This window comes from Kineococcus sp. NPDC059986, from assembly GCF_040702905.1.
Classification (GTDB): Bacteria; Actinomycetota; Actinomycetes; order Actinomycetales; family Kineococcaceae; genus Kineococcus.
In genome coordinates this window covers 420,780-443,320 of sequence record NZ_JBFBND010000001.1, presented here as the reverse complement: position 1 = coordinate 443,320, position 22,541 = coordinate 420,780, and the positions used below count along the sequence as shown (strand labels likewise).

Annotated in this window: 18 protein-coding genes; 10 read left to right on the top strand and 8 right to left on the bottom strand. The window is 75.6% G+C overall.

Annotated elements, in window-relative coordinates; translation table 11 throughout:
* Window positions 1–148 precede the first annotated feature (148 nt).
* From AB0637_RS02005 to AB0637_RS01990, 4 genes are all read right to left on the bottom strand, one after another.
* Window positions 149–1,195, bottom strand: a complete 1,047-nt coding sequence (locus AB0637_RS02005) for an NAD(P)-dependent alcohol dehydrogenase (protein WP_366169461.1) — start codon at window positions 1,193–1,195, stop codon at window positions 149–151.
* A gap of 66 nt (window positions 1,196–1,261) precedes the next feature.
* On the bottom strand, window positions 1,262–3,025 hold the full coding sequence (locus AB0637_RS02000) for an ATPase, T2SS/T4P/T4SS family (protein ID WP_366169460.1): 1,764 nt from the start codon (window positions 3,023–3,025) through the stop codon (window positions 1,262–1,264).
* Window positions 3,022–3,702, bottom strand: coding sequence for a DUF1003 domain-containing protein (locus AB0637_RS01995; RefSeq protein WP_366169459.1), 681 nt, complete (start codon window positions 3,700–3,702; stop codon window positions 3,022–3,024). Before AB0637_RS01995 ends, AB0637_RS02000 begins: the two co-directional genes overlap by 4 nt.
* Complete coding sequence (locus AB0637_RS01990) at window positions 3,695–5,002, bottom strand: CBS domain-containing protein (protein WP_366169458.1); 1,308 nt, start codon at window positions 5,000–5,002, stop codon at window positions 3,695–3,697. The genes AB0637_RS01995 and AB0637_RS01990 overlap by 8 nt, the downstream gene beginning before the upstream one ends.
* A 64-nt stretch (window positions 5,003–5,066) precedes the next feature.
* Between AB0637_RS01990 and AB0637_RS01985 the strand changes: the two genes are divergently transcribed.
* On the top strand, window positions 5,067–5,669 hold the full coding sequence (locus AB0637_RS01985; protein ID WP_366169456.1) for a DNA starvation/stationary phase protection protein: 603 nt from the start codon (window positions 5,067–5,069) through the stop codon (window positions 5,667–5,669).
* Window positions 5,670–5,808: 139 nt separating this feature from the next.
* Window positions 5,809–6,597: a general stress protein gene (locus tag AB0637_RS01980; RefSeq protein WP_366169455.1), complete on the top strand. Its 789-nt coding sequence runs from the start codon at window positions 5,809–5,811 to the stop codon at window positions 6,595–6,597.
* Between the two features lie 62 nt (window positions 6,598–6,659).
* Here the strand turns inward: AB0637_RS01980 and AB0637_RS01975 are convergent, their stop codons facing one another.
* Window positions 6,660–8,099 (bottom strand): aminopeptidase P family protein, encoded by a 1,440-nt coding sequence (locus AB0637_RS01975; protein WP_366169488.1) that lies wholly within the window; start codon window positions 8,097–8,099, stop codon window positions 6,660–6,662.
* Window positions 8,100–8,387: 288 nt separating this feature from the next.
* Here AB0637_RS01975 and AB0637_RS01970 point away from each other — a divergent pair, with 288 nt between their 5' ends.
* The 3 genes from AB0637_RS01970 to AB0637_RS01960 are packed head-to-tail and all read left to right on the top strand — an operon-like array spanning window position 8,388 to window position 10,564.
* Window positions 8,388–9,056: a DUF6758 family protein gene (locus AB0637_RS01970; protein WP_366169454.1), complete on the top strand. Its 669-nt coding sequence runs from the start codon at window positions 8,388–8,390 to the stop codon at window positions 9,054–9,056.
* A gap of 57 nt (window positions 9,057–9,113) precedes the next feature.
* Window positions 9,114–9,962 (top strand): PHP domain-containing protein, encoded by an 849-nt coding sequence (locus AB0637_RS01965; protein ID WP_366169453.1) that lies wholly within the window; start codon window positions 9,114–9,116, stop codon window positions 9,960–9,962.
* Window positions 9,959–10,564, top strand: coding sequence for a MarC family protein (locus tag AB0637_RS01960; protein ID WP_366169452.1), 606 nt, complete (start codon window positions 9,959–9,961; stop codon window positions 10,562–10,564). The genes AB0637_RS01965 and AB0637_RS01960 overlap by 4 nt, the downstream gene beginning before the upstream one ends.
* A 79-nt stretch (window positions 10,565–10,643) precedes the next feature.
* Here the strand turns inward: AB0637_RS01960 and AB0637_RS01955 are convergent, their stop codons facing one another.
* Both AB0637_RS01955 and AB0637_RS01950 read right to left on the bottom strand, forming a co-directional pair.
* Window positions 10,644–12,290 carry a DEAD/DEAH box helicase gene (locus AB0637_RS01955; protein WP_366169487.1) on the bottom strand — a complete coding sequence of 549 codons (1,647 nt, stop codon included), beginning with the start codon at window positions 12,288–12,290 and terminating at the stop codon, window positions 10,644–10,646.
* Between the two features lie 365 nt (window positions 12,291–12,655).
* On the bottom strand, window positions 12,656–12,880 hold the full coding sequence (locus AB0637_RS01950) for a DUF3107 domain-containing protein (protein WP_366169451.1): 225 nt from the start codon (window positions 12,878–12,880) through the stop codon (window positions 12,656–12,658).
* Window positions 12,881–13,058: 178 nt separating this feature from the next.
* On the opposite strand from AB0637_RS01950, the gene AB0637_RS01945 reads away from it, so the two are divergent.
* On the top strand, window positions 13,059–13,838 hold the full coding sequence (locus AB0637_RS01945) for a DUF3152 domain-containing protein (RefSeq protein ID WP_366169450.1): 780 nt from the start codon (window positions 13,059–13,061) through the stop codon (window positions 13,836–13,838).
* Between the two features lie 7 nt (window positions 13,839–13,845).
* Here the strand turns inward: AB0637_RS01945 and AB0637_RS01940 are convergent, their stop codons facing one another.
* Window positions 13,846–14,352: a pyridoxamine 5'-phosphate oxidase family protein gene (locus AB0637_RS01940; RefSeq protein ID WP_366169448.1), complete on the bottom strand. Its 507-nt coding sequence runs from the start codon at window positions 14,350–14,352 to the stop codon at window positions 13,846–13,848.
* Between the two features lie 56 nt (window positions 14,353–14,408).
* On the opposite strand from AB0637_RS01940, the gene AB0637_RS01935 reads away from it, so the two are divergent.
* From AB0637_RS01935 to AB0637_RS01920, 4 genes are all read left to right on the top strand, one after another.
* Entirely contained in the window at window positions 14,409–14,765 is a 357-nt protein-coding gene (locus AB0637_RS01935; protein WP_366169447.1) for an MGMT family protein, read from the top strand.
* Window positions 14,762–15,679 carry a methylenetetrahydrofolate reductase gene (locus AB0637_RS01930; protein WP_366169446.1) on the top strand — a complete coding sequence of 306 codons (918 nt, stop codon included), beginning with the start codon at window positions 14,762–14,764 and terminating at the stop codon, window positions 15,677–15,679. Before AB0637_RS01935 ends, AB0637_RS01930 begins: the two co-directional genes overlap by 4 nt.
* A 63-nt stretch (window positions 15,680–15,742) precedes the next feature.
* Window positions 15,743–19,162, top strand: coding sequence for an ATP-dependent DNA helicase (locus tag AB0637_RS01925; protein WP_366169445.1), 3,420 nt, complete (start codon window positions 15,743–15,745; stop codon window positions 19,160–19,162).
* Entirely contained in the window at window positions 19,162–22,515 is a 3,354-nt protein-coding gene (locus tag AB0637_RS01920) for a UvrD-helicase domain-containing protein (protein WP_366169444.1), read from the top strand. The genes AB0637_RS01925 and AB0637_RS01920 overlap by 1 nt, the downstream gene beginning before the upstream one ends.
* The last annotated feature ends 26 nt before the right edge of the window (window positions 22,516–22,541 follow it).

Here is a 22,541-nt window from a genome sequence, read left to right as displayed (position 1 = left end):
GGCCGATGCCGTCCACCGAGTCCAGCGGGAGCGTCAGTGCCGCCGCTGTCACGTCGGCCGTCAGGCCCACCATCTGGCCTCCGGGATCGTTCCCGGAGGGCGGAAAGAGTGTTTTCCGCGAAGGGGGTGATCGGGGTGACGCGGTGGGTCAGCGCGTGGGGACGACCACGGCGCGGCCGGCGAGGGTGCCGGCGTGCAGGCGCTCGTACGCCGTCGGCGCCTCCTCGAGGGAGAACGTCTCGGTGTGCACGTCGAGGACGCCCCGGTGGGCGAGGTCGACGAGTTCGATGAGCTCGCTGCGCGACCCCCAGTAGGGCGTCGCGACCGAGACCTCGAACGCCTGCCGGAAGAACCCGACCTGGGCGGCCGCACCGTGCGGGGAGATCCCGACGATCGTCACGTCGGACTCGGCGTCGGCGACGGCCATCGCGGTGTCGATGGTCGCCTGCGCCCCGACGAAGTCCAGGACGAGCTGGGCGCCGCGGCCACCGAGGAGCGCGCGGACGTTCGTCGCGGCGTCGGCGTCGGACAGCACGACGTCGTGGGCGCCGACGGAGGCGGCGAACGCCAGCTTCTCCTCGCTGACGTCGAGGGCGACCACGCGGGCGGGGGACAGCGCGCGCAGCAGCTGGATGCCGACGTGGCCCAGACCGCCCGCCCCGATGACGACGGCGGTGGACCCGGCCCGCAGCTTGGGCAGCGACCGCTTGACCGCGTGGTAGGGCGTCAGGCCCGCGTCGGTGAGCGGGACGGTGGCGACGGGGTCGAGGTCGCCGATGGGCACGAGGTGGCGGGGGGAGTCGACGACCATGAACTCCGCCAGGGCGCCGGGGGCGCCCAGACCGGGCGGCGCGATGCCGAGGTCGGCGGCGCGCGGGCAGTAGTTCTCCTTGCCCTGGGCGCACTGGTGGCAGGTCCCGCAGCCCCAGGGGCCGTAGACGACGACGTTCGTCCCGACCTCGACGCCCTCGGCGCCGGGCCCGAGCTCGACGACGCGACCGGCGCCCTCGTGGCCGAGCGTCAGCGGCAGGCCGTAGGTGTACTGGTCCTCGGGCAACCCCATGACGAAGTCGTCGGAGTGGCAGATCCCGGCGGCCGTCACCTCGAGCAGGACCTGACCCGGTCCGGGCGTCGGCTTCTCGACCTCGACGACCTCCGGGGCCGCTCCGATCCGGCGGTACTGGACTGCGCGCACGACGGCGCTCCTCTCCTCGGTGAGCTGGTGCCCCGAGGGTACGCCGCGCTGAACGACAGGCGTCGGTCAGCCGGCGGTGACGCGGATGACCTCCTCGAAGGTCGTCTCGCCGCGCATGGCCTTGGCCAGCGCGGACTGGCGCAGCGACTTCATCCCGATCCGCTCCGCCTCCTCCAGCAGTGCCGACTCCGTCGCGTCGTGCATGAGGACCTTGCGCATGCTCGGGGTCACGTCGAGCACCTCGTAGACCGCCGTCCGGCCGCGGTACCCGGTGCCGCCGCACTCCGGGCAGCCCGTCCCCTTCAGGGGGGTAGCGTCGAGGATGTCCTCGATCGTCAGGTCCAGCAGCGCGAGGGTGTTGTCGTCGGGGATGTACCCGTCGGCGCACGCCTCGCACGGCTTCCGGACGAGGCGCTGGGCGATGGCCGCCGTCAGCGAGCTCGCCACGAGGAACGGCGCCGCACCCATGTCGACCAGCCGCGTCAGGGCGCCGACGGCCGAGTTCGTGTGCAGCGTGGTGAGCACGAGGTGACCGGTCATGGCCGCCTTGAGGGCGAGCTCGGCCGTCTCGGTGTCGCGGACCTCACCGATGAGGACGATGTCGGGGTCCTGGCGCAGGACCGAGCGCAGCCCCGCCGAGAACGTCATCCCGACCTTGGCGTGCACCTGGACCTGCGTGATCCCGGGCAGCTGGACCTCGACGGGGTCCTCGAGCGTGATGATGTTCTTCTCCGGCGACATCGTCGCGTGGATGGCGGCGTACAGGGTGTTCGTCTTCCCCGACCCGGTCGGGCCGGTGATGAGGACGAGCCCCTGCGGGACGCTGAGGGCCTTCTCGAAGATGTCGAGCTGCTCCTGCTCGAACCCCAGCGAGGGCAGCGAGGGGACGTCGTCCCCGCGGGTGAGCAGCCGGATGACGATCTTCTCGCCGTGCAGGGCAGGCAGCGTCGAGACGCGGCAGTCGATCGCCGCGCCGTCGACCACGACGCGGGTGCGGCCGTCCTGGGGGATGCGGCGCTCGGAGATGTCGAGCCCGGAGATGATCTTGATGCGGCTGATGACGCTGGGCGCGACCCGCTTCGGGGCGCTCATGACATCGCGCAGCAGGCCGTCGACGCGGAACCGCACGCGCAGCTGGTCGCGCTGGGACTCCAGGTGGATGTCGGAGCAGCGCAGCCGGACGGCGTCGGACAGGATCCGGTTCACGAGCTTGACGATGGGGGCGTCGTCGTCGACCGAGCCGTTGAGCGCGGCGAGCGGGTCCTCGTCCTCGTCGTCGGTGGCGTCCTCGACCATCCGGGAGACCTGCGAGGTGTCCTCGGTGAGGGACCAGGCGCGCGCGAGGTGGTCGCGGATCTGGGAGTCCATCGCCACGACGACGTGCAGCTCGGGCGTGCGGGTGTAGAGCTTGACGTCGTCAAGGGCCAGGACGTTCGTCGGGTCGGCCGCCGCGACGAGCAGGTACTCCGGCGTCTTGTCCAGGACGAGGACGCGGCAGCGCTCGGCCACGGCCCGCGGCAGGAGGCGCACGACGTCGGGCGCGAGGTTGATGCGGGAGAGGTCGACGTGCTCCAGGCTCAGCAGCTCGGCCAGGCACTGCGCGAGCTCGGCCTCGGAGACCATGCCGAGCTCGACGAGGATCTGGCCCAGGCGCCGGCGCGGACCCTCGACGGTGCGTTGCTCGGCGAGCGCCACCTCGAGGTCCTCGGGGACCAGGAGCCCCTTCTCGACGAGGACGTCACCCAGGCGCTTGCGGACCTGGTTGCCACCCTGCGCAGGGACCTGTCCCGCGGCGGTGGCGGCGCCCGGGCCGTCGTCGATGGTCGTCACCCTCCAGGTGTCGGCACCTCCGGCTCCGGACCTGAGCCCGCGTCGGGGACGGGGTCGGAGTGGGGGACGGTGTCGGGGACCGAGGCCGCGGGACCCGGCTCGACGACCCGCTTGCGCTTCTTGCCGCCCTTGCGCTTGGCGTCGCGCGACGTGCCGGCCGAGACCGTCACACCCTCCTCGGCCAGCTCCTCGAGGATCGAGCGCAGCTCGGAGCGGACGAAGTCGCGGGTGGCGACGTCGCGCAGCGCGATGCGCAGGGCCGCGACCTCGCGGGTCAGGTACTCGGTGTCGGCCAGCGCCCGCTCGTCGCGGGAGCGGTCCTGCTCGTTGAGGACGCGGTCGCGGTCGTCCTGCCGGTTCTGCGCCAGCAGGATGAGCGGCGCCGCGTAGGAGGCCTGCAGCGACAGGACGAGCGTGAGGAAGATGAACGGGTAGGAGTCGAAGCGGATCCGCTCCGGGGCCAGGATGTTCCAGCCCGCCCAGAGGGCGACGAACGCCGTCATGTAGACGAGGAAGCGTCCCGTCCCCATGAAGCGGGCGAAGCCCTCCGACGCCCGTCCGAACGCGTCCGGGTCGACCTGCGGCCGCAGTCGCAGGCGCGGCCGGCTCTCGCGCGGGGTGTCGAGCGAGACGGGGTCGCGGCGCTGGCCACGACGGTTCTCCCGGGACTCAGCCACGGGTCGCCTCCTGTCCGGTCGGCCCCTCGAAGACCTCCTCCTCCGCGTCGCGCCAGTCCTGGGGCAGCAGGTGGTCCAGGACGTCGTCGGCGGTCACGGCCCCCAGGAGGTGCCCGTCCTCGTCGACGACGGGCAGGGACACGAGGTTGTAGGCCGCGAGCTGACGCGTCACGGCCTGGAGGGTCTCCTCGGGGGCGAGGGGGTCGATGTCGTTGTCCAGCAACTGCCCCAGCGGGGTGTGGGGCGGTTCGCGCAGCAGGCGCTGCAGGTGGGCGGTCCCCAGGAAGCGGCCCGTGGGCGTCTCCAGCGGTGGGCGGCACACGTACACGGCCGTCGCCAGCGGCACGTTGAGCTCGGTGCGCCGGACGTGCGCGAGGGCCTCGGCCACGGTGTCGTCGGGGGCGAGGACCACCGGGTCGGTCGTCATGAGGCCCCCGGCCGTGTAGTCGTCGTAGGCCAGCAGGCGGCGCACGGGGTCGGCCTCGTCGGGGTCCATGAGGGCCATGAGCCGTTCGGCCTGCTCGGAGGGCAGCTCGGAGAGCAGGTCGGCGGCGTCGTCGGGCTGCATCTCCTCCAGGACGTGCGCGGCGCGGTCGCCCGCGAGGCCGGACAGGATCTCGACCTGGTCGTCCTCGGGCAGCTCCTCCAGGACGTCGGCGAGGCGTTCGTCGTCGAGCGCGGCGGCGACCTCCCCGCGGCGCTTGGGCGTCAGCTCGTGGATGACCTCGGCGAGGTCGGTGGCCTTGAGCTCCTCGAACGCCGCGAGCAGGTTGGTGGCGCCCTGGTCGAGGTCGACCGTGGCCAGGCCCACGACCCCGCCGACCACCGCGTCGACCGGGATCGTCATGGTCTCCCCGCGTCGCCGCAGGCGCCCGGACAGCCCGCGCGGGGCGGTCCCGCGGCGCACGAAGAGGCGGGTCAGGTGCCAGTCGCGGACGCGGACGGCGTCCAGGCCGATGTCCTCGATGGTCGCCTGGCCGCTGCCGTCGGCGAGTTCGACCGTGCGGTCCAGGAGCTCGGCGAGCAGGAGCGTCTCGGCGCCGCGCTGCTCGAAGCGGCGCATGTTCACCAGACCCGTCGTGATGACCTGGCCGGCGTCGATGGACGTGACCCGCGTCATGGGGACGAACACGCGGCGGCGGCCGGGGACCTCGACGACGAGACCGATGACGCGGACGGGGCCGCGCGGGCGGAGCAGACCCACGACGTCGCGGACCCGGCCCACCTGGTCGCCCTGCGGGTCGAACACCGACGTGCCCGCCAGGCGGGCGGCGAAGACACGTGTGGTGGGTCCGGTCACACCTTCCAATCTAGGGGTTGACTTCCGGCTCGCGGTGCGCGAGGTGCGCTCCTACGGTGTCGACATGGCCAAGGAGAGCAAGAAGATGAAGTCCGAGGGCACCCCGCTCTACACGATCCCCGGGCTGACGGTCGAGCAGGGCGCCGAGATCGCCCGGCTCCTGCAGGACCGTCTCAACGCCCTGACCGACCTGCACCTCACCCTCAAGCACGTCCACTGGAACGTCGTGGGCCCGCACTTCGTCGCCGTCCACGAGATGCTCGACCCCCAGGTCGACGCCGTCCGCGAGATGGCCGACACGACCGCCGAGCGCATCGCGACGCTGGGCCTGTCGCCCGTCGGCACGCCCGGGGCGCTCGTCGCCGACCGCGGCTGGGACGACTACTCGATCGGTCGCGCCGGTGCCATCGAGCACCTCGGTGCCCTCGACCTCGTCTACAGCGGCGTCATCGAGGACCACCGCAAGGCCATCGAGGCCACGGACGACCTCGACCTCGTCACGCAGGACATGCTCATCGCGCAGTCCAGCCAGCTCGAGCAGTTCCACTGGTTCGTGCGCGCCCACCTGGAGACCACGGGCGGCCAGCTGACGACCGCCGGGGCCACCACCGAGGTGCAGGCCACGCAGCAGGCCGGCCGCGCCGGGGTCAAGCGCAAGTCCGCCTGAGCAGTCCCTGGGAGTCCCGTCCGGACGGGCACCAAGCGTGTCCCCGCGGCGTTGGGCAGGATGTCGGTGACCTCCCCGGAGGTCATCCCACCGATCCTGCGCCGACGCCGCGGGACGGGTCAGGAAGGTGAGGAAGTCCATGTCGAACCTCGGACCCATGGGTGGTCCGCGCCGGATCACCACGCCCACGCCGCCCTCGGGCGACACCATCGGCCGGTACGCCACGTACTCCGAGGCGCAGCGCGCGGTGGACTTCCTCTCCGACGAGCACTTCCCCGTGCAGAACGTGACGATCGTCGGCACCGGGCTGCAGATGGTCGAGCGGGTCACCGGCCGGCTCACGTACGGCCGCGCCGCGGGTGCGGGTGCCGCCTCCGGTGCCTGGTTCGGTCTGCTCGTCGGGCTCATGCTGTCCGTCTTCGGACCGGGCGGCAGCGGGGCCCTGCTGACGGGCATCCTCGTCGGAGCCGGGTTCGGCATGCTCTTCGGCGTCATCAGTTACGCCCTCACCGGCGGCCGCCGCGACTTCACGTCGTCCTCGCAGATCGTGGCCTCGGAGTACACCGTGCTGTGCCTGCCGCAGCTCGCCGGCCAGGCCCGCCAGGTGCTGGGGCGCCTGCCCAACGGCCTCGGCCGCGAGAGCGGTCCGACGCCCACGCAGCAGGCGCCGTGGGGTGCTCCGGACCCGACGCAGCGGCCGTGGGGCCCGCCCCCCGGCGGCACCCAGCCGTCCATGCCGCCGCCCCGCCCCGGCTCCGGCCCGGCGGACCAGCCGCCGCCCCCGCCGTCCTTCGAGAAGGCGCCCGAGGCCGCACCGGTCCACGACCTGTCCGGTCCGACGTACGCCGAGAAGATGGAGGAGGCGCGGCGTGAACGCCGTGCCGCCGAGGCCCGGGCCCGCGAGGAGCAGGAGCGCTCCGAGCGCTGACGCCCGAACGCACGAGGACCGCCGTCCGGACACCGGGCGGCGGTCCTCTCGCGTTCGGGGTCTCAGCGCAGCGACGCCATCCACGCCTCGACGTCGTCGGGGGTGCGGGGTAGGGCCGCGGTGAGGTTCTCCACCCCGTCCGCCGTCACGAGCACGTCGTCCTCGATGCGGACGCCGATCCCGCGCAGCTCCTGCGGGGCGAGCTCGTCCTCGGTCTTGATGTAGATGCCGGGTTCGATGGTGAACACCATGCCCTCGCGCAGCTCGGCGTCGAGGTACATCTCCTTGCGGGCCTGCGCGCAGTCGTGGACGTCGAGCCCGAGGTGGTGGCTCGTGCCGTGCGGCATCCAGCGCCGGTGGAACTGCCCCTCCTCGCCGAGGGACGTGGCCGCGTCGACGGGCAGCATCCCCCACGCGGACAACCGGTCCGCGACGACCTTCATGGCCGCCTCGTGCACCTCGCGGAACTTCACCCCCGGCTTCGCGACGGCGAAGGCGGCCTCGGAGGCGTCGAGGACGGCCTGGTAGACGCGCCGCTGGGCCGGTGTGAACGTGCCGTCCACGGGCAGGGTGCGCGTGACGTCGGCGGTGTAGAGGGAGTCGACCTCCACGCCGGCGTCCAGCAGCAGCAGCTGACCAGGCGCGATGGCCCCGTCGTTGCGGATCCAGTGCAGCGTGCAGGCGTGGTCGCCGGCCGCCGAGATCGTCTCGTAGCCGACGCCGTTGCCCTCGACGCGGGCGTTGCCGTCGAAGGCGGCCTCGACGACGCGCTCACCGCGCGCGTGCCCGACGGCGCGGGGCAGGGTGCGCACGACCTCCTCGAACCCGCGGGCGCTCGCCGCGACGGCCTCGCGCAGCTGTCCGACCTCCCACTCGTCCTTGACGAGCCGCAGCTCGGAGAGGGCCGTGACGAACTCCTCGTCGGCCTTCTCGGGCACCGCACCGCGCAGCGGGGTCACGACGGCGGTCACGGCCGGGTCGGCGTCAGGCACGAGGCGCAGTCCGCGCGCCCCGTCCAGACCCGCGGTGACCTCCTCGGCGAGGGCGGCGACGTCGTGGCACGCGATCCCCGTCTGCGCGGCCAGCGCCGGCAGCGTCGTGCGCGGGCCCACCCACAGCTCGCCGTAGCGGGCGTCGGCGAAGAACTCCTCGGTGTCGCGCGCCGCCTGCGGCCGGACGTAGAGCACGGCGTCGTGCCCCTCGGCCGTCGGGAGCAGGACGAGCACGGAGTCCGCCTCCCGGTCGGTGCCCAGGCCCGTCAGGTGCGCGAAGGCCGAGTGCGGCCGGAACCGGTAGTCGCAGTCGTTGGAGCGGCGCACGAGCGTGCCGGCGGGGACGACGAGCACCTCACCCGGGAACAGCGACGACAGCACCGCCCGGCGGCGCGCGGCGAAGGGCGCCACATCGGCCGCGTCGAGGTCCTCGGCCGGTCGCGGACCCCACCCCTGCGCGATGAACGTCCGGAAGGCGGCCGAGCGCGGCGTCGAGCGGTGGGACGTCATGGTCCCGTCCTCGCCCTCCCCGGCGCTCTCCCCAGCGGTGTCCCCGGCGGTGTCCCCGTCGGCCTGCACGACGGGGCCCTCGCCCTCGGGGGCCTGGCGGTCCAGCAGGTCCGCCACGGGCTCGTCGGTCGCGGGCTGGTCGGTCCCGGGCTGGTCGGTCGTCGTCTGCGAGCTCACCCGACCATCATCGCCCCGCCCGGGTGCGCCTGTCGCTGCACCCCGCCACGTCGACCACGCTGCGTGAGGACAGAGGTTGACGCCCGACCGTCGGCGGGGCCACCGTGGAGCATGGGCGGTACAGCGCAGTGCCCCCGCTGCGACGGAGCGGTGAGGGCACCCAGCATCTGGCACTCGGGGTACACCTGTGCGGTGCACGGGGAGGTGGTTCCCCTGCAGCCGCCGCACCCGGCCGACACCGAGCACCTGGCGTGGATCTCGCGGCACGCCGACGTGCCCGTGTGGCTCGCGTGGCCCCTGCCCGACGGCTGGCTCGTGACGGGGACGCGGTGCGTGCGGGACGACAAGCACGAGGCGCAGGCCGTCGTCGTCGCCGTCTCCGGTCCGCACCACGGCCCGGCGGGCTGCTCACCCGTGGCCGACCTGCTCCTCGTCGCCGAGCAACCCGGGACGGGGCTGGGCGCCCACCTCGCGGGCCGCGACGACCTCGACCCCGGGGACGGCCTCGTGACGGGCCGGCCCGACGTCCGGCTGCACGCGGCCGGGGCGGCGACGCCGTTGTGGTCGGTGCCGGCGCAGGGGGACCGCGCCGTCCTCGTCGGCGAGGCGGGGGCCGTCTGGCTGTGGGCGCTGCTGTGGCCCGCGGCGGCGGGTCTGACGCTGCTCGACGACCTCCAGCTCGTCGACCTGCGCGACCCCGCCCACGAGCTCGACGTGCCGTGCGGGGCGCTGTCACCGCGGCTGCGCTGGTCCGACCAGGGGGTTCCGGCCCGCGCCTGAGGCGCCCCCGCCCCGCGAGGGGACGGGGAGGGCCGCCACGGAGAGTAGGGTCGTGGGGTGCGCATCGATCTGCACACGCACTCCACGGCGTCCGACGGGACACAATCCCCGGCCGACGTGATCGCCTCCGCCGCACAGGCTGGACTCGACGTCGTCGCCCTCACCGACCACGACACGAGCTCGGGCTGGACGGAGGCCACGGCCGCGGCCGACCGACTGGGACTGAGGTTCGTCCCCGGCGTCGAGATCAGCTGTCTGCTCCGTGGGGTGTCCGTGCACCTTCTGTCCTACCTCCACGACCCCGACGACCCCGCCCTGGTGCGGATGCTCGCCGAGTCCCGCACGTCCCGCGAGGGCCGGGCCCGTCGCATGGTCGACCGCCTCGGCCCCGACACCGGACTGAGCTGGGCGGACGTGCAGGAGCACGTCCACGGCGGGGCCACCATCGGCCGCCCCCACATCGCCGACGCCCTCGTGGCCCGCGGTGTCGTCGCCGACCGCGACGAGGCCTTCGCGACCCTGCTGTCCGGTCGCGGCAAGTACTTCGTGCCGCAGACCGCGCCCGACCCCGTCGAGGCCGTCCGCGTCGTGCGCGCCGCCGGGGGAGTCCCCGTCATCGCGCACCCGGCCGCCTCCAAGCGCGGCAGCTGCATCGACGACGACGAGGTGGAGGCCATGGCCGAGGCCGGCATGGCGGGCCTGGAGGTCGACCACCGCGACCACTCCGACGCCGAGCGCGCGCACCTGCGCGAGCTCGCCGACTCCCTCGGGCTGTTCGTCACCGGGTCCAGCGACTACCACGGCACGGGCAAGCGGAACCTGCTGGGGGAGAACACGACCGACCCCACCACCCTCACGCGCATCGACGAGCTCGCCGCCGCGTCACGCCTGGCGCACCCGGCGTGAACTGGCAGCTGTTCGGGGAGAGCTTCGTCACGCTCTTCGTCATCATGGACCCGCTCGGGACCGTGCCGATCTTCCTGGGGCTCACCGCGAGCTTCAGCACCACCGAGCGGTCGCGCGCCGCGCGGCAGGCCGTCGTCGTCGCCTTCGGCGTCATCGTCGCCTTCGCCGTCTTCGGCCAGCGCATCCTCGACTACCTGCACATCAGCCTGCCCGCGCTGCAGGCCGCGGGCGGTCTGCTCCTGCTGCTCATCGCCCTCGAGCTGCTGACGGGCAAGAGCGACGAGCCGACGAGCACCGTCGGCGTGAACGTCGCGATGGTCCCGCTCGGCACCCCGCTGCTGGCCGGTCCCGGCGCCATCGTCGCGACGATGGTCTTCGTGCAGCAGGCGCAGGACTGGGGTGACCGGGCGGCCATCGCCCTCGGGGTCGTGGCCGTGCACGTCTCGCTGTACCTGGCCATGCGGTTCGCCGGGCTCGTGCACCGCGTGCTCGGCGACTCCGGCGTCCTGCTGGTGACCCGGGTGGCCGGTCTGCTGCTGTCGGCGATCGCCGTCCAGCTCGTCGCGGACGCCGTGCGCACCTTCGTCCTCGAGGCGGCCTGAGCTCTCCCGAGCACCCACGCCGCGACGACGACGGGCCCCCTCCCGGGTGGGAGGGGGCCCGTCGTCGTGCGGGGGACCGTCAGTCGGTGGTGACCGCGGCGTCGCTGGTGGCCTCCGGGGCCGCCTCGTCGCTCGTGCGGGTGCGGCGACGGCGGCGCGGCGCCTTCTCCTGCGGCACCTCCGTGGCCTCCACGACCGGGGACTCTGCGGGGGACTCGGCCGGGGACTCGACGGTCGGCTCGCTGGTGCCCTCGCTGGTGCCCTCGCTGGTGCCCTCGCCCGCGACCTCGACGCCGGAACGGGTGCGCCGACGCGTCCGGTTGCGGCGGGGGCGCTCCGTGCGCTCCTCCACGACGGCTTCCTCGGCCTGCTCCGCCGGGGCCGACGAACGGTCACCGCGGCGCGAGGACCCGGACCCCGCGCCCGAGCCGGACGCCCCGCCGGAACGGGCGCGACGGCCCTTGGAAGCGCCGACCTCGCCGAGGTCCTCGACCGTCTCGGCCTCCAGACCGGCGCGCGTGCGCTGGGTCCGGGGGAGGCGGCCGGTGGTGCCGGCGGGGATGGACAGGTCCTCGTAGAGGTTCGGCGACGTCGAGTACGTCTCGACCGGTTCCCCGAAGCCGAGGCCGAGCGCCTTGTCGATGAGGCTCCAGCGCGGCAGCTCGTCCCAGTCCACGAACGTCACGGCCACCCCGGTGTTGCCCGCGCGGCCGGTGCGGCCGATGCGGTGCAGGTAGGCCTTCTCGTCCTCGGGGCACTGGTAGTTCACGACGTGCGTGACGTCCTCGACGTCGATGCCGCGGGCGGCGACGTCGGTGGCGACGAGGACGTCGACCTTGCCGGTGCGGAACGCGCGCAGCGCCTGCTCGCGCGCGCCCTGGCCCAGGTCGCCGTGGATGGCGGCCGCGGCGAACCCGCGCTCGGTGAGCTGCTCGGCGACGGAGGCGGCCGTGCGCTTGGTGCGGCTGAAGATGATCGTCAGCCCGCGGCCGGTGGCCTGCAGCATCCGGGCCAGCACCTCGACCTTGTCGAGGGCGTGGGTGCGGTAGGCGAACTGCGTGATGGCGGCGACGGTCGCGCCGTCGTCCGTCGGGTCGACCGCACGGATGTGGGTGGGCTGGCGCATGTAGGAGCGCGCCATCGCCACGACCGGGCCGGGCATCGTCGCGGAGAAGAGCATGGTCTGCCGGCCCGGGTTGGTCTGGGCCAGCAGGCGTTCGACGTCGGGCAGGAAGCCGAGGTCGAGCATCTCGTCGGCCTCGTCCAGGACGACGCACTTGACCTGCGAGAGGTCGAGGTGGCGCTGCTGGGCCAGGTCGAGGAGGCGGCCCGGGGTGCCGACGACGACGTCGATCCCCTTGGTCAGCGCGTCGATCTGCGGTTCGTAGGCCCGGCCGCCGTAGACGGTGAGGATGCGGGCCGGGTAGGAGCGGCTCGCCGTGGTGAGGTCGCCGGCGACCTGCGTCGCGAGCTCGCGGGTCGGGACGATGACGAGGGCCTGCGGCTTGCCCGGGTGGGGCAGCGCGTCGTAGTCGGCGTCGCCGGGGACGGCGGTGCGCTGCAGGAGCGGCACGCCGAAGCCCAGCGTCTTGCCGGTCCCCGTCTTGGCCTGGCCGATGATGTCGTGCCCGGTCAGGGCCACGGGCAGCGTCATCGACTGGATGGGGAAGGGCGTCGTGATGCCGGCGCCGGCCAGGGAGGCGGCGATGCGGGGCTCGACGCCCATCTCGGCGAAGGTGGCCAGCCGGGGCGCCGGGGCGGTCTCGGTGGGGGCGACGGTGTCGATCTCGTCGCTGGTGGTGCTCGTGTCGGTCATGCGTCTCCCGTGCAAGGGGCGACGGCGGCCGTGTCCGCGTCGGGACCCGTCCCAGCGGCTCGGCGAGAAGTCGGAGCCACCGGCGGGGAGCGTCGTCAGGCGGGCGTGCAGCCGCGTCGCGGCAGTCGGCAGCCGATCGTGACTGGCGACCGGGCAACCCTGAACCCCGCCATGGTAACCGGCTGCGTCGCCGGCGTGACGCGTGGGCGCTCACACGGGCGCGCCGCGGGGTGCGGGGAAGCCCCTGCACCCTCGCGGCGCGCCCGTGACGGGGGTCAGCTCAGGCCGAACCCCACGCGGCTCTTCTCCTGGGCGCCGATGTCGACGTACCCGATCGAGGCCGCGGGAACCACGACCTGGCGGCCCTTCTCGTCGAGCAGCGACAGCACCGTTCCCGCGGACAGCGCCTGCGAGACGGCAGTCGTGATCTCCTCGCTGGTCTGGGCCGACTCGAACACCAGCTCGCGTGCGACGTTCTGCACGCCGATCCGAACCTCCACCGCAGTCCCCTCCCGGGTCGCCGATCTGGACTTGCCGCCGTCTCGCCCGAGACGGCTCCCGCTCCACGCTAGTCGCCCTCCGCGACGGGCGGTCGCCTGGTTCGCTGCCGGCGGACGGTGGGGTCCCTGCCCGACCCGCGTCCGGGACCCCGGGCGGGCCGGCTGCCATGCTGCGCGGGTGCCTCCCGTCGTGCCGGTCCCCGCCCGCCGCGCCCTGCTGCTCGGCGGTGCCGGGCTGCTGCTCGCCGGGTGCACGCGCGAGCCATCGCCCGCTGCGCCGTCCGCGACGAGCCCGGCCGGGACCCCCGCCGCGTCCGGCACCCCCACCGCGGCCGCGTCCGCGTCCTCGCCGTCCCCGACCGCACCCGCACTGCCGCCGGGGCTCACCGCCGACGACGTGCGCGCCGGCGTGCTCGGTGCGGACGTCCCGCAGGCGGGGGGCGGGGTGCTGACCGCCGTCCCCGGCTCCGTGGCCGCGCCGCCCTCGGCCCGCGTCCGCACCGTGCGCGTCGAGGTCGAGCAGGACCTCGTGGACGCCGGCCTGCTCGACCCGGTCGCCTTCGCCGACTTCGCGCTCGGCGTCCTCAACGACCCGCGCAGCTGGGGCGCCGGGGGTGCCATGAGCTTCGCCCGCACCGACGGTGACGCCGAGATGCGTCTCGTGCTGGCGACACCGGACACGTCCGCGGCGCTGTGCCGTCCGCTGCGGACCCTGGGGACGTTGTCGTGCCGCTCGGGCGACGCCGCCGTCCTCACCTGGTACCGCTGGGTGCAGGCGATCCCGGACTACGGCCAGGACCGGACCGGCTACCGGCAGTACGTCGTCAACCACGAGATCGGCCACGTCCTCGGGCACGGTCACGACCCCGCCCCGGGGCCGGGGCGCCTCGCGCCGGTGATGATGCAGCAGACGAAGGGGCTCGAGGGGGCGTTGCCGAACCCCTGGCCGAACCCCTGACGCCCGCTCAGCGGACCACCGTCCGCAGCCCCGCGCCGGCGCGCCAGGACGTGGTGCGCAGCTGCTCGCCGGCCAGCTCGGTGAGCACGACGACCACCGGTTCCAGGCGCAGGAGGACGAAGGGTTCCGGCGGGTGCCGGTCCTCGACGTAGGCCGCCAGCACCCCGGCGTCGGTGACCTCCACGGCCCGGCCGCCGACCTTGGCGTCGCCGCCGTCCATCGAGCCGTCCCCCGTGTGGGCGTGCAGCGCGCAGCGGGGGTCGCGGCGCAGGTCGTCGAGCTTGCGCGCGGGCACCATCGACCCCAGCAGGAGGTCACCCCGCCAGTGGTCGACCTCGGTGCCCCACACCCGCGGTGAACCGTCGCGGGCGAGCGTGGCGAGGACGTGGTGACGGGCGGCGCTGAAGCGCGCGAGCACGGCGGCCGCGAGGGCGGGCGCGGCCTGCTCGACGTCGCACCACCGGGGACGGGGTGACGCGTCCGGGGGGTCGGTGGGACGTGCTGCGGGAGCCATGGCGCCAGCCTGCACCGGGGGTCGGACACGACGTCCCGGCGTGCGAGGCTCCGGGCGTGGAGAGCGAACTGCCCGCCCGGGCCGAGGAGGTGCTCGAGGTCGTGCACGCGATCCCCACGGGCCACGTCCTGACCTACGGGGACGTCGCCGCCCGGGTGGGCGACCGGGGTCCGCGGTTCGTCGGGAACGTGCTGCGGCGCTTCGGGTCCGGGGCACCCTGGTGGCGGGTCCTGAGGGCCGACGGCAGTGCTCCGCCACCCCTGGCCGCCGAGGCGCTGCACCGTTGGCGCGCCGAGGGGACGCCGCTGCGCCGGCTCGCGCACGACCCCGCCGACGTCCGCGTGGACCTCGAGCACGCCCGGTGGGACGCGGGGGACTGGACGGCCCCGTGGGAGGAGGTGCCCGCCCCGTGAACGGTGCTCGGGACGACGTCGGTGCGCGGGACTCCGGGCTCGTCGCGGAGCTGCGCGCGGCGCGGCGGCGGTTCTCCGTCGAGTTCTCGCCCGCGCACGACGAGGCCACCGCGGCCCGGCAGTGGCGGGCCGTCCAACGGCTCGCGCCGCTGCGCCCCGTCCTCGCCTCCGTGACCTACGGGGCGGGCGGCGGCGACCGCGCCGGGAGCGTCGAGCTCGCGACCCGGCTCGCCCGCGAGACCACGCTGCGCCCCCTGGCGCACCTCACGGCCGTCGGCCAGTCGGCGGCCCAGCTCGCCGACGTCCTCGACGACCTCGTCGCCGGCGGCGTCCGCGACGTCCTGGCCCTGCGCGGGGACCCCGACGGCGACCCGCACGCGCCCTGGGAACCGCACCCGCAGGGGCTGGAGCACGCGGACCAGCTCGTGCGGCTGGCCCGGGAGCGCGGCGTCCGCGCCGTCGGCGTGGCGGCCTTCCCGGCGGGACACCCCGACTCCCCGGACCCCGACACCGACCTGCGGCACCTGCTCGGGAAGTTCGCGGCCGGCGCCGGCTTCGCGATCGCGCAGCTGACGTTCGACGTCGAGGACTTCCTCCGGCTGCGCGACCGGCTGGCGGCGGCCGGCTGCGACGCCCCGGTCCTGCCGGGGCTGCTGCCCGTCACCAGCCCCCGGGTGCTCGAGGTGACCCGGCGCCTGACCGACGGGCACGAACCCTCCTGGCTGCACCGCCGGCTCGACCCGTTCCTCGACGACCGCGGCGCGTTCCGGGAGGAGGGGATGCGCGTGGCGCTCGAGGACGGGCGGCGGTTGCTCGCCGAGGGCGTCGAGGTGCTGCACCTCTACTCCCTCAACGCCGCCTCGAACGTGGAGGCGCTGGTCGCCGAGCTGGGCCTCGGAGCGCCGGGCGGGTGAGCCGACCGGCCCGCTCCGCCGTGGCGACCGGCTCGTGTCGGAGCCGTGTGGTCCGATGACGGCGTGCTGAAGGTGGACGTGGCGGGGACGGGTGCGGCGGGCGACCCGCGGGGTGGCGGCGGCGAGCCTGCGCGTCGACCACCGGTGCCGCGGCTGCGCCGGGCCGCGCCCGTCGTCGCCGTCCCGCCCGCTCCCGACGAGCGCCAGGACGCCGTCGTCGGGACCGGCCCCGGCAGCGGTCCGCTCGTCGTCCTCGGCGCCCCGGGCAGCGGTCGCACGCGGACGCTGCGCGCCCTCGTGACCGCCCGGGTGGAGCGCGACGGCCTCGACCCCGACCGCGTCCTCGTCCTCGCGCCCACGCGCCGCGCCGCCGACCTGCTGCGTGACGACCTGTCGGACGCGCTGCGCCGCACGACGGGGCAGCCCGCCGCCCGCACGCCCCAGAGCTACGCCTTCGGGGTCCTGCGGCGCGTCCACGTCCACGAGGGCGCGGCCCCGCCGCGCCTCATCTCCGGCGCCGAGCAGGACGCGATCCTCGCCGACCTGCTCCGGGGGCACCTGGCCGTCACCTCGGACGACGCGCCGGGGGAGCTGTTCGACCTCGACGCCGACGGGACCGTGACGCTCACGGGTGCGCTCGCCGCCCCCGACTGGCCCGGCGACGTCCCGCGGGCCTCCTGGGGCCTGCGCAGCTTCCGCAACGAGCTGCGCGACCTGCTGATGCGCGCCGTCGAGCGCGGCCTGCGCCCTGACGAGCTGGCCGACCTCGGCCGCCGGCACGGCCGTCCCGAGTGGGTCGCCGGGGCCGCGGTGCTCCAGGAGTACCTGCAGGTCAACGCGCTGGGACGGGCGGAGGCCTACGACCCGGCGGCCGTCGTCGACGAGGCCGTCGCGGCCCTGGTCGCCGAACCCGACCTGCTCGCCGCCGAACGCGACCGCTGGGACCTCGTGGCCGTCGACGACGCCCACGACCTGTCCGAGGCGGGGCTGCGCCTCCTGCAGGCCGTCGCCGGCGGCTGCGACCTCGTGCTGAGCGCCGACCCGGACAGCGTGACCCAGGGCTTCCGCGGCGCCGACGCGCGCACCGCCTCGACGCTGGCCGACCGCTTCGCCGTCCGGGGCACCCCGGCCCGGACGGTCGTGCTCGGCACCGACCACCGCCAGCGCCCGCGGCTGCGGGCCGTCACCCGCGCCGTGGCCGAGCGCGTGGGGGCCCTCGGCGGCGCCCCGCAGCGGGCCGTGGCCCCCGCCCGCGCGGACGGCGGCAGCGTCGAGGTCGCGGTCCTGGGCTCCCCGACCCAGGAGGCCGCCTGGGTGGCCCAGCGGCTGCGCCGGCGGCACCTGCTCGACGGGGTGCCGTGGTCGGCGATGGCCGTCGTCGTCCGCTCCGCCGGGCACACCGCCGCCCTGCGCCGCGGTCTGACCCACGCCGGGGTGCCCCTGGCGGTGCCCCTGGCCGAGGTCCCCGTCCGCGACGAACCCGCGGTCCGCCCGCTGCTGACGGCCCTGGCCGTGGTGCTCGACCCCGACGAGCTGACCGAGGCGGTCGCGCACGACCTCGTCACCTCCCCGGTCGGCGGCGCCGACGTCGTCGCCCTGCGCCGGCTCCGGCAGGCGTTGCGGCGCAGCGAACGTGCGGGCGGGGGTGGTCGCAGCAGCGACGTCGTCCTGGCGGCCGCGTTCGCCGAGGTCCTCGCCGATCCGCACCCCGACCCGCACACCGGGACCGGTGCCGGCCCGGACGGGGAGGTCCCCGCCTCCGACCTGGCCCGCCTCGCCGGGGACGACCCGGCCCTCGTGCCCGCACGCCGGGTGGCGGCCGTGCTGGGCGCCGGCCGCCGCGCCGCGCTGGCCCCCGACGCCTCCGCCGAGACGGTCCTGTGGGCCGTCTGGGACGCCACGGGGCTCGCCGCGCGGTGGCAGCGGTCGGCGCTCGCGGGCAGCACCCTCGAGGGTGCCGACGCCGGTCGTGCCGACCGCGACCTCGACGCCGTCCTGGCCCTCTTCGAGGCCGCGGGCCGCTTCGTCGACCGCTTCCCCGGGACGGGCAGCGCCGCCCGGTTCCTCGAGCAGCTCCAGACCGCCGAGGTGCCCTCCGACACCCTCGCCGACCGGGCACCGGACGCGGGCGCCGTGACGCTCACGACCCCGCAGGGTGCGGTGGGCCGTGAGTGGGACCTCGTCGTCGTCGCGGGCGTGCAGGAGGGGGTCTGGCCCGACCTTCGCCTGCGCGGCTCGGTGCTCGGCGCCCAGGCGCTCGTCGACGTCCTGGAGGGCCGGGACAGCGAGGGGCCGGGCGCGCGCCGGGCCGTGCTGGAGGACGAGCTGCGGCTCTTCCACGTCGCGGTGTCCCGCGCCCGCGAGGAGCTCGTCGTGACGGCCGTCCGCACCGAGGACGAGCGACCGTCCGCCTTCGTCGACCTCGTCGCCGACCTGGCCACCGTCGCGGCGCCCGCGGGGGCCGACGGCGACGACGAGCGCCCCGTCTCCGTCGTCCCGCGGGCGGTGTCCCTGCCCGCGCTCGTGGCCCGGCTGCGGCAGGTCGTGTGTGCGCCCGCGGCCGTGGAGTCCGCGCCGCGGCGGGCGGCGGCCGCGGCGCGGCTGGCCGAGCTCGCCCGCGCCGGGGTCCCCGGGGCCGACCCGGCCGACTGGTACGGGTTGGAGGACCTCACCGACGACGGTCCGCTGCGCGCCCCGGACGACCCCGTCGCGGTGTCCCCCTCGCGGGTGGAGAGCTTCGAGCGCTGCGGGCTGCGCTGGCTGCTGGAGAGCTCCGGCGCGCGCCCCGGCGACTCCACGGGGCAGTCCATCGGCAACCTCGTGCACCGCATCGCGGCCGAGGCGCCCGACGCCGACGCGTTCGAGCTGCGCCGCCGTCTCGACGTGCTGTGGCCGACCCTCGGGATGCCCGACGGGTGGGTCGCCGACACCGCCCGCGCCCGGGCCGAGCGGATGGTCGACAAGCTGGCCGAGTACTACCGCGAGGCCCGCCGCGAGGGCCGGACCCTCGTCGGGGTCGAGCTCGACGTGGACGTCACGGTCGGCCGGGCCCGCATCCGCGGCCGCGTCGACCGGCTCGAACGGGACGCCGCCGGGCGTCCGGTCGTGGTCGACCTCAAGACGGGCAAGACGCAGCCGTCCAAGGCCGACCTCGCCCGGCTGCCGCAGCTGGGCGTCTACCAGCTCGCCGCCCGGGAAGGGGCGTTCCACACGCTGGGGCCCGGTGCGCCTGCGGGGTCCGGCGGTGCCGCGCTCGTGCAGCTCGGGGGGACGCAGAAGAAGGCGCCGCAGCAGCACCAGGCCCCGCTGGACGACGACGAGGACCCCGGCTGGGCGCGCGAGCTCGTCGCGCACGCGGCCGAGGGCATGGCCGCGGGGACGTTCGAGGCGGTCGTGGGAGCGCACTGCGGGTACTGCCCCGTGGTCAGTTCGTGCCCGGCGCAGGACGCCGGCCGCAGCGTCGTCGAGGAGGGGGGCCGGTGATGATCACCGCGCTCGAGATCGCCCAGCGCCTGGGCCGTCCCGCCCCGACCGAGGAGCAGGTCGCCGTCATCGAGGCCCCCGTCGAGCCGCTGCTCGTGGTCGCCGGGGCCGGGTCGGGCAAGACCGAGACCATGTCCTCGCGGGTCGTGTGGCTCGTGGCCAACGGCCTGGTGGCCCCGGAGGACGTCCTGGGGCTGACGTTCACGCGCAAGGCCGCCGGTGAGCTGGCCGAACGCGTCCGCCGCCGGCTCCGCGCGTTGCGGGCGCACGGGCTGGCACCCGGGTCCGGCGACTCCGCCGGGGCGCTGGGGGAGGGGGAACCGGTCGTCTCGACCTACCACGCCTACGCCGCCTCCCTCGTGAGCGACCACGGGCTGCGGCTCGGCGTCGAACCCCAGTCGACGGTGCTGTCGGACGCCGGCGCGTGGCAGCTCGCCTCCGAGGTCGTCGAGACGTGGCGCGGGGACCTGCCCGCCGTCGAGGCCGCCCCGACGACGCTGGCCGCCGCGCTCCTGCAGCTCGCGGGCGAGTGCGCCGAGCACCTCGTCGACTCCGAGGACGTCCTCGGCTTCGTCGACGAGGTCGAGGCCTTCGTCCGGACGCTGCCCAAGGACGACAAGGCCGTCGCGCGGTACGGCGCGGGCGTGCCGGGCGAGCCCTACGCCAAGGTGTCCGCCCTCCTCGCCGTCCAGCAGGCGCGCAAGCAGGTCGTCCCGCTGCTGCGCGAGTACCAGCGGCGCAAGCGCGAGGCCGACCAGCTCGACTTCGGCGACCAGGTCCTCGTGGCGGCCCGGCTGGCCCGCGAGGTGCCCGCGGTGTCCGCGACCGAACGCGCGCGGCACCGCGTCGTCCTGCTCGACGAGTACCAGGACACGAGCTACGCGCAGCTGGCCCTGCTGCGGTCGTTGTTCGGCGACGGGCACCCCGTCACGGCCGTGGGCGACCCGCACCAGTCCATCTACGGCTGGCGCGGCGCCAGCGCCGGCAACCTCGTGAGCTTCCCCGCCCACTTCCGCCGGGCGGACGACACGCCCGCCGCCCGGTTGCCGCTGGCGACGAGCTGGCGCAACGACGTGGGCGTCCTGGCGGCGGCCAACGTCGTCGCGGGGCCGCTCAACGACGCCCTGGACGCGGGCAGCGTGGCCGTGCTGCGGCCCCGCCCCGGGGCCGGCACGGGACGGGTCCGCACGGCCTTCGCCGCCACCGTGGAGGAGGAGGCCGCCGAGGTCGCGGCCCGGTTGTCGGAGGTCTGGCGTGCCGACTCCGAACGGCTCGCCGTGCAGTGTCGGGTGCCCGGTGCCGAACCGCGGCCCCGCCGGACGGCGGCAGTGCTGTGCCGCAAGCGGTCCCAGTTCGTCGTCCTGCAGCGGGCGCTGCGCGAGGCGGGACTGCCCGTCGAGGTCGTCGGGCTCGGGGGCCTGCTGTCGACCCCCGAGGTCGCCGACGTCGTCGCGACCCTGCACGTCCTGCACGACCCGGGCCGGGGCGACCACCTGGCCCGGCTGCTGACGGGGGCCCGCTGGCGGCTCGGGCCGCGCGACGTGGCCGCGCTCGGCGCGTGGGCGCGGCAGCTGCAACGCCGCCGGACGCACGGCGTGGACGCGGCGGAGTCGGACCCGGTCGACGTGGTCGTGCTGCCCGACGAGGTCGAGGCCGTGAGCCTCGTCGAGGCGCTCGACGAGCTGCCGCCGGCCGGCTGGACCGGGCCGGACGGGCGTGGGGTGTCCCCGCGCGCGCTGCGCCGGCTCGGCCGGCTGGCCGGGACGCTGCGGCGCCTGCGCACGCGCACCCACCTGCCGGTCGCCGACCTCGTCGGCGAGGTCGAGCGGTCCCTGCTGCTCGACGTGGAGGTCGGCGCCCGTCCGGGCAGCTCGCCGTCGTTCGAGCGCGCCAACCTCGACGCCCTCGCCGACGCGGCCGCCTCGTTCTCCGCCGGGTCCCAGCGGCCCGGCCTCGGCGGGTTCCTGTCCTGGCTCGACGCCGCCGAGGTCCGCGAGCGCGGCCTCGAACCGGGTGCCGCCGACGTGGCCACCGACGCCGTGCAGCTGCTGACGGTGCACGCCAGCAAGGGGCTGGAGTGGGACGTCGTCGCGGTGCCCGGGCTGGTGGAGAAGAGCTTCCCCGCGACGGGGGACACCGCGCCCGGCTGGCTCGGGGGTGCCAGCTCCCTCGGCGTCCTGCCCTACCCGCTGCGCGGGGACCGGACGAGCCTGCCCGAGTTCGCCATCACGTCCGCCTCGACGCAGCAGGAGCTGAACACCCGCCGGGAGGACTTCCTCGCCGCCTGCGGGGAGCACCAGCTGGCCGAGGAGCGCCGGCTGGCCTACGTGGCCTTCACCCGCGCGAAGGAGGAGCTGCTGCTGTCCGGCGCCTACTGGGACGAGGCGACCAGGCCCCGGGAGCCCTCGCGCTTCCTGCGCGAGGTCCTCGAGGCCCCGCCGGGCACCGTCCCCGGGCTGGTCAGCCTGCCGCCGGCCCCGACCCCCGGGCCGGACGAACCCAACCCGCGGACGGCGAACCCGCAGCGGGTCGTGTGGCCCGTGGACCCCCTCGCCTCGCGCCGGGTGGACGTCGACGCGGGCGCCGCGCTCGTCCGCGCGGCCCTGGCCGGCCGGGATTCCGCAGACGTTCCCGCGGGGGACGCCGCGGACGACGAGGAGGTCCGGTCCTGGGGTGATCAGACCGCCCTGCTGCTGACCGAACGCGCTGCGGCGCAACAGACTCCGGGGGTCCTGCTGCCCGCGCACCTGTCGGCGTCGCGCCTCGTGGCCCTCGCCCAGGACCCCGACGCGCTGGCGCTGCAGCTGCGTCGGCCGGTCCCGCTCGAACCGCGGCCGGCGACCCGCCGGGGGACGGCCTTCCACGCCTGGCTCGAGCAGCGCTTCACCGCCAGCACGCTGCTGGACCTCGTGGACCTGCCCGGGTCGGCCGACGAGGACGCCGCCGACGACCGTGAGCTCGCGGCGTTGCAGCGCACCTACCTGGCCTCGGAGTGGGCCGCGCGCGACCCGGTCGCGGTCGAGGTGTCGGTCGAGACGCCCGTGGCCGACCTCGTCGTCCGCGGTCGCATCGACGCCGTCTTCGCCGCGACGGACCCCGACGGCCGCACCCGGTGGGACGTCGTGGACTGGAAGACGGGCCGGCCGCCGGAGGGGGACGCGGCCCGCGCCCGGGACGTCCAGCTCGCGGTGTACCGGCTGGCGTGGTCGCGCTGGCACGGCGTGCCGCTGCAGGACGTCAGCGCGGCCTTCTTCTACGCCTCGACCGGCGACACCGTGCGCCCCGTCGACCTGCTGGACGCCGACGACCTCGAGCGCCTGGTGCGCTCGGTGCCGGTCGCGCCCCGGGCCTGACCCGCCCGCGACCGGCCCGGTCGTCA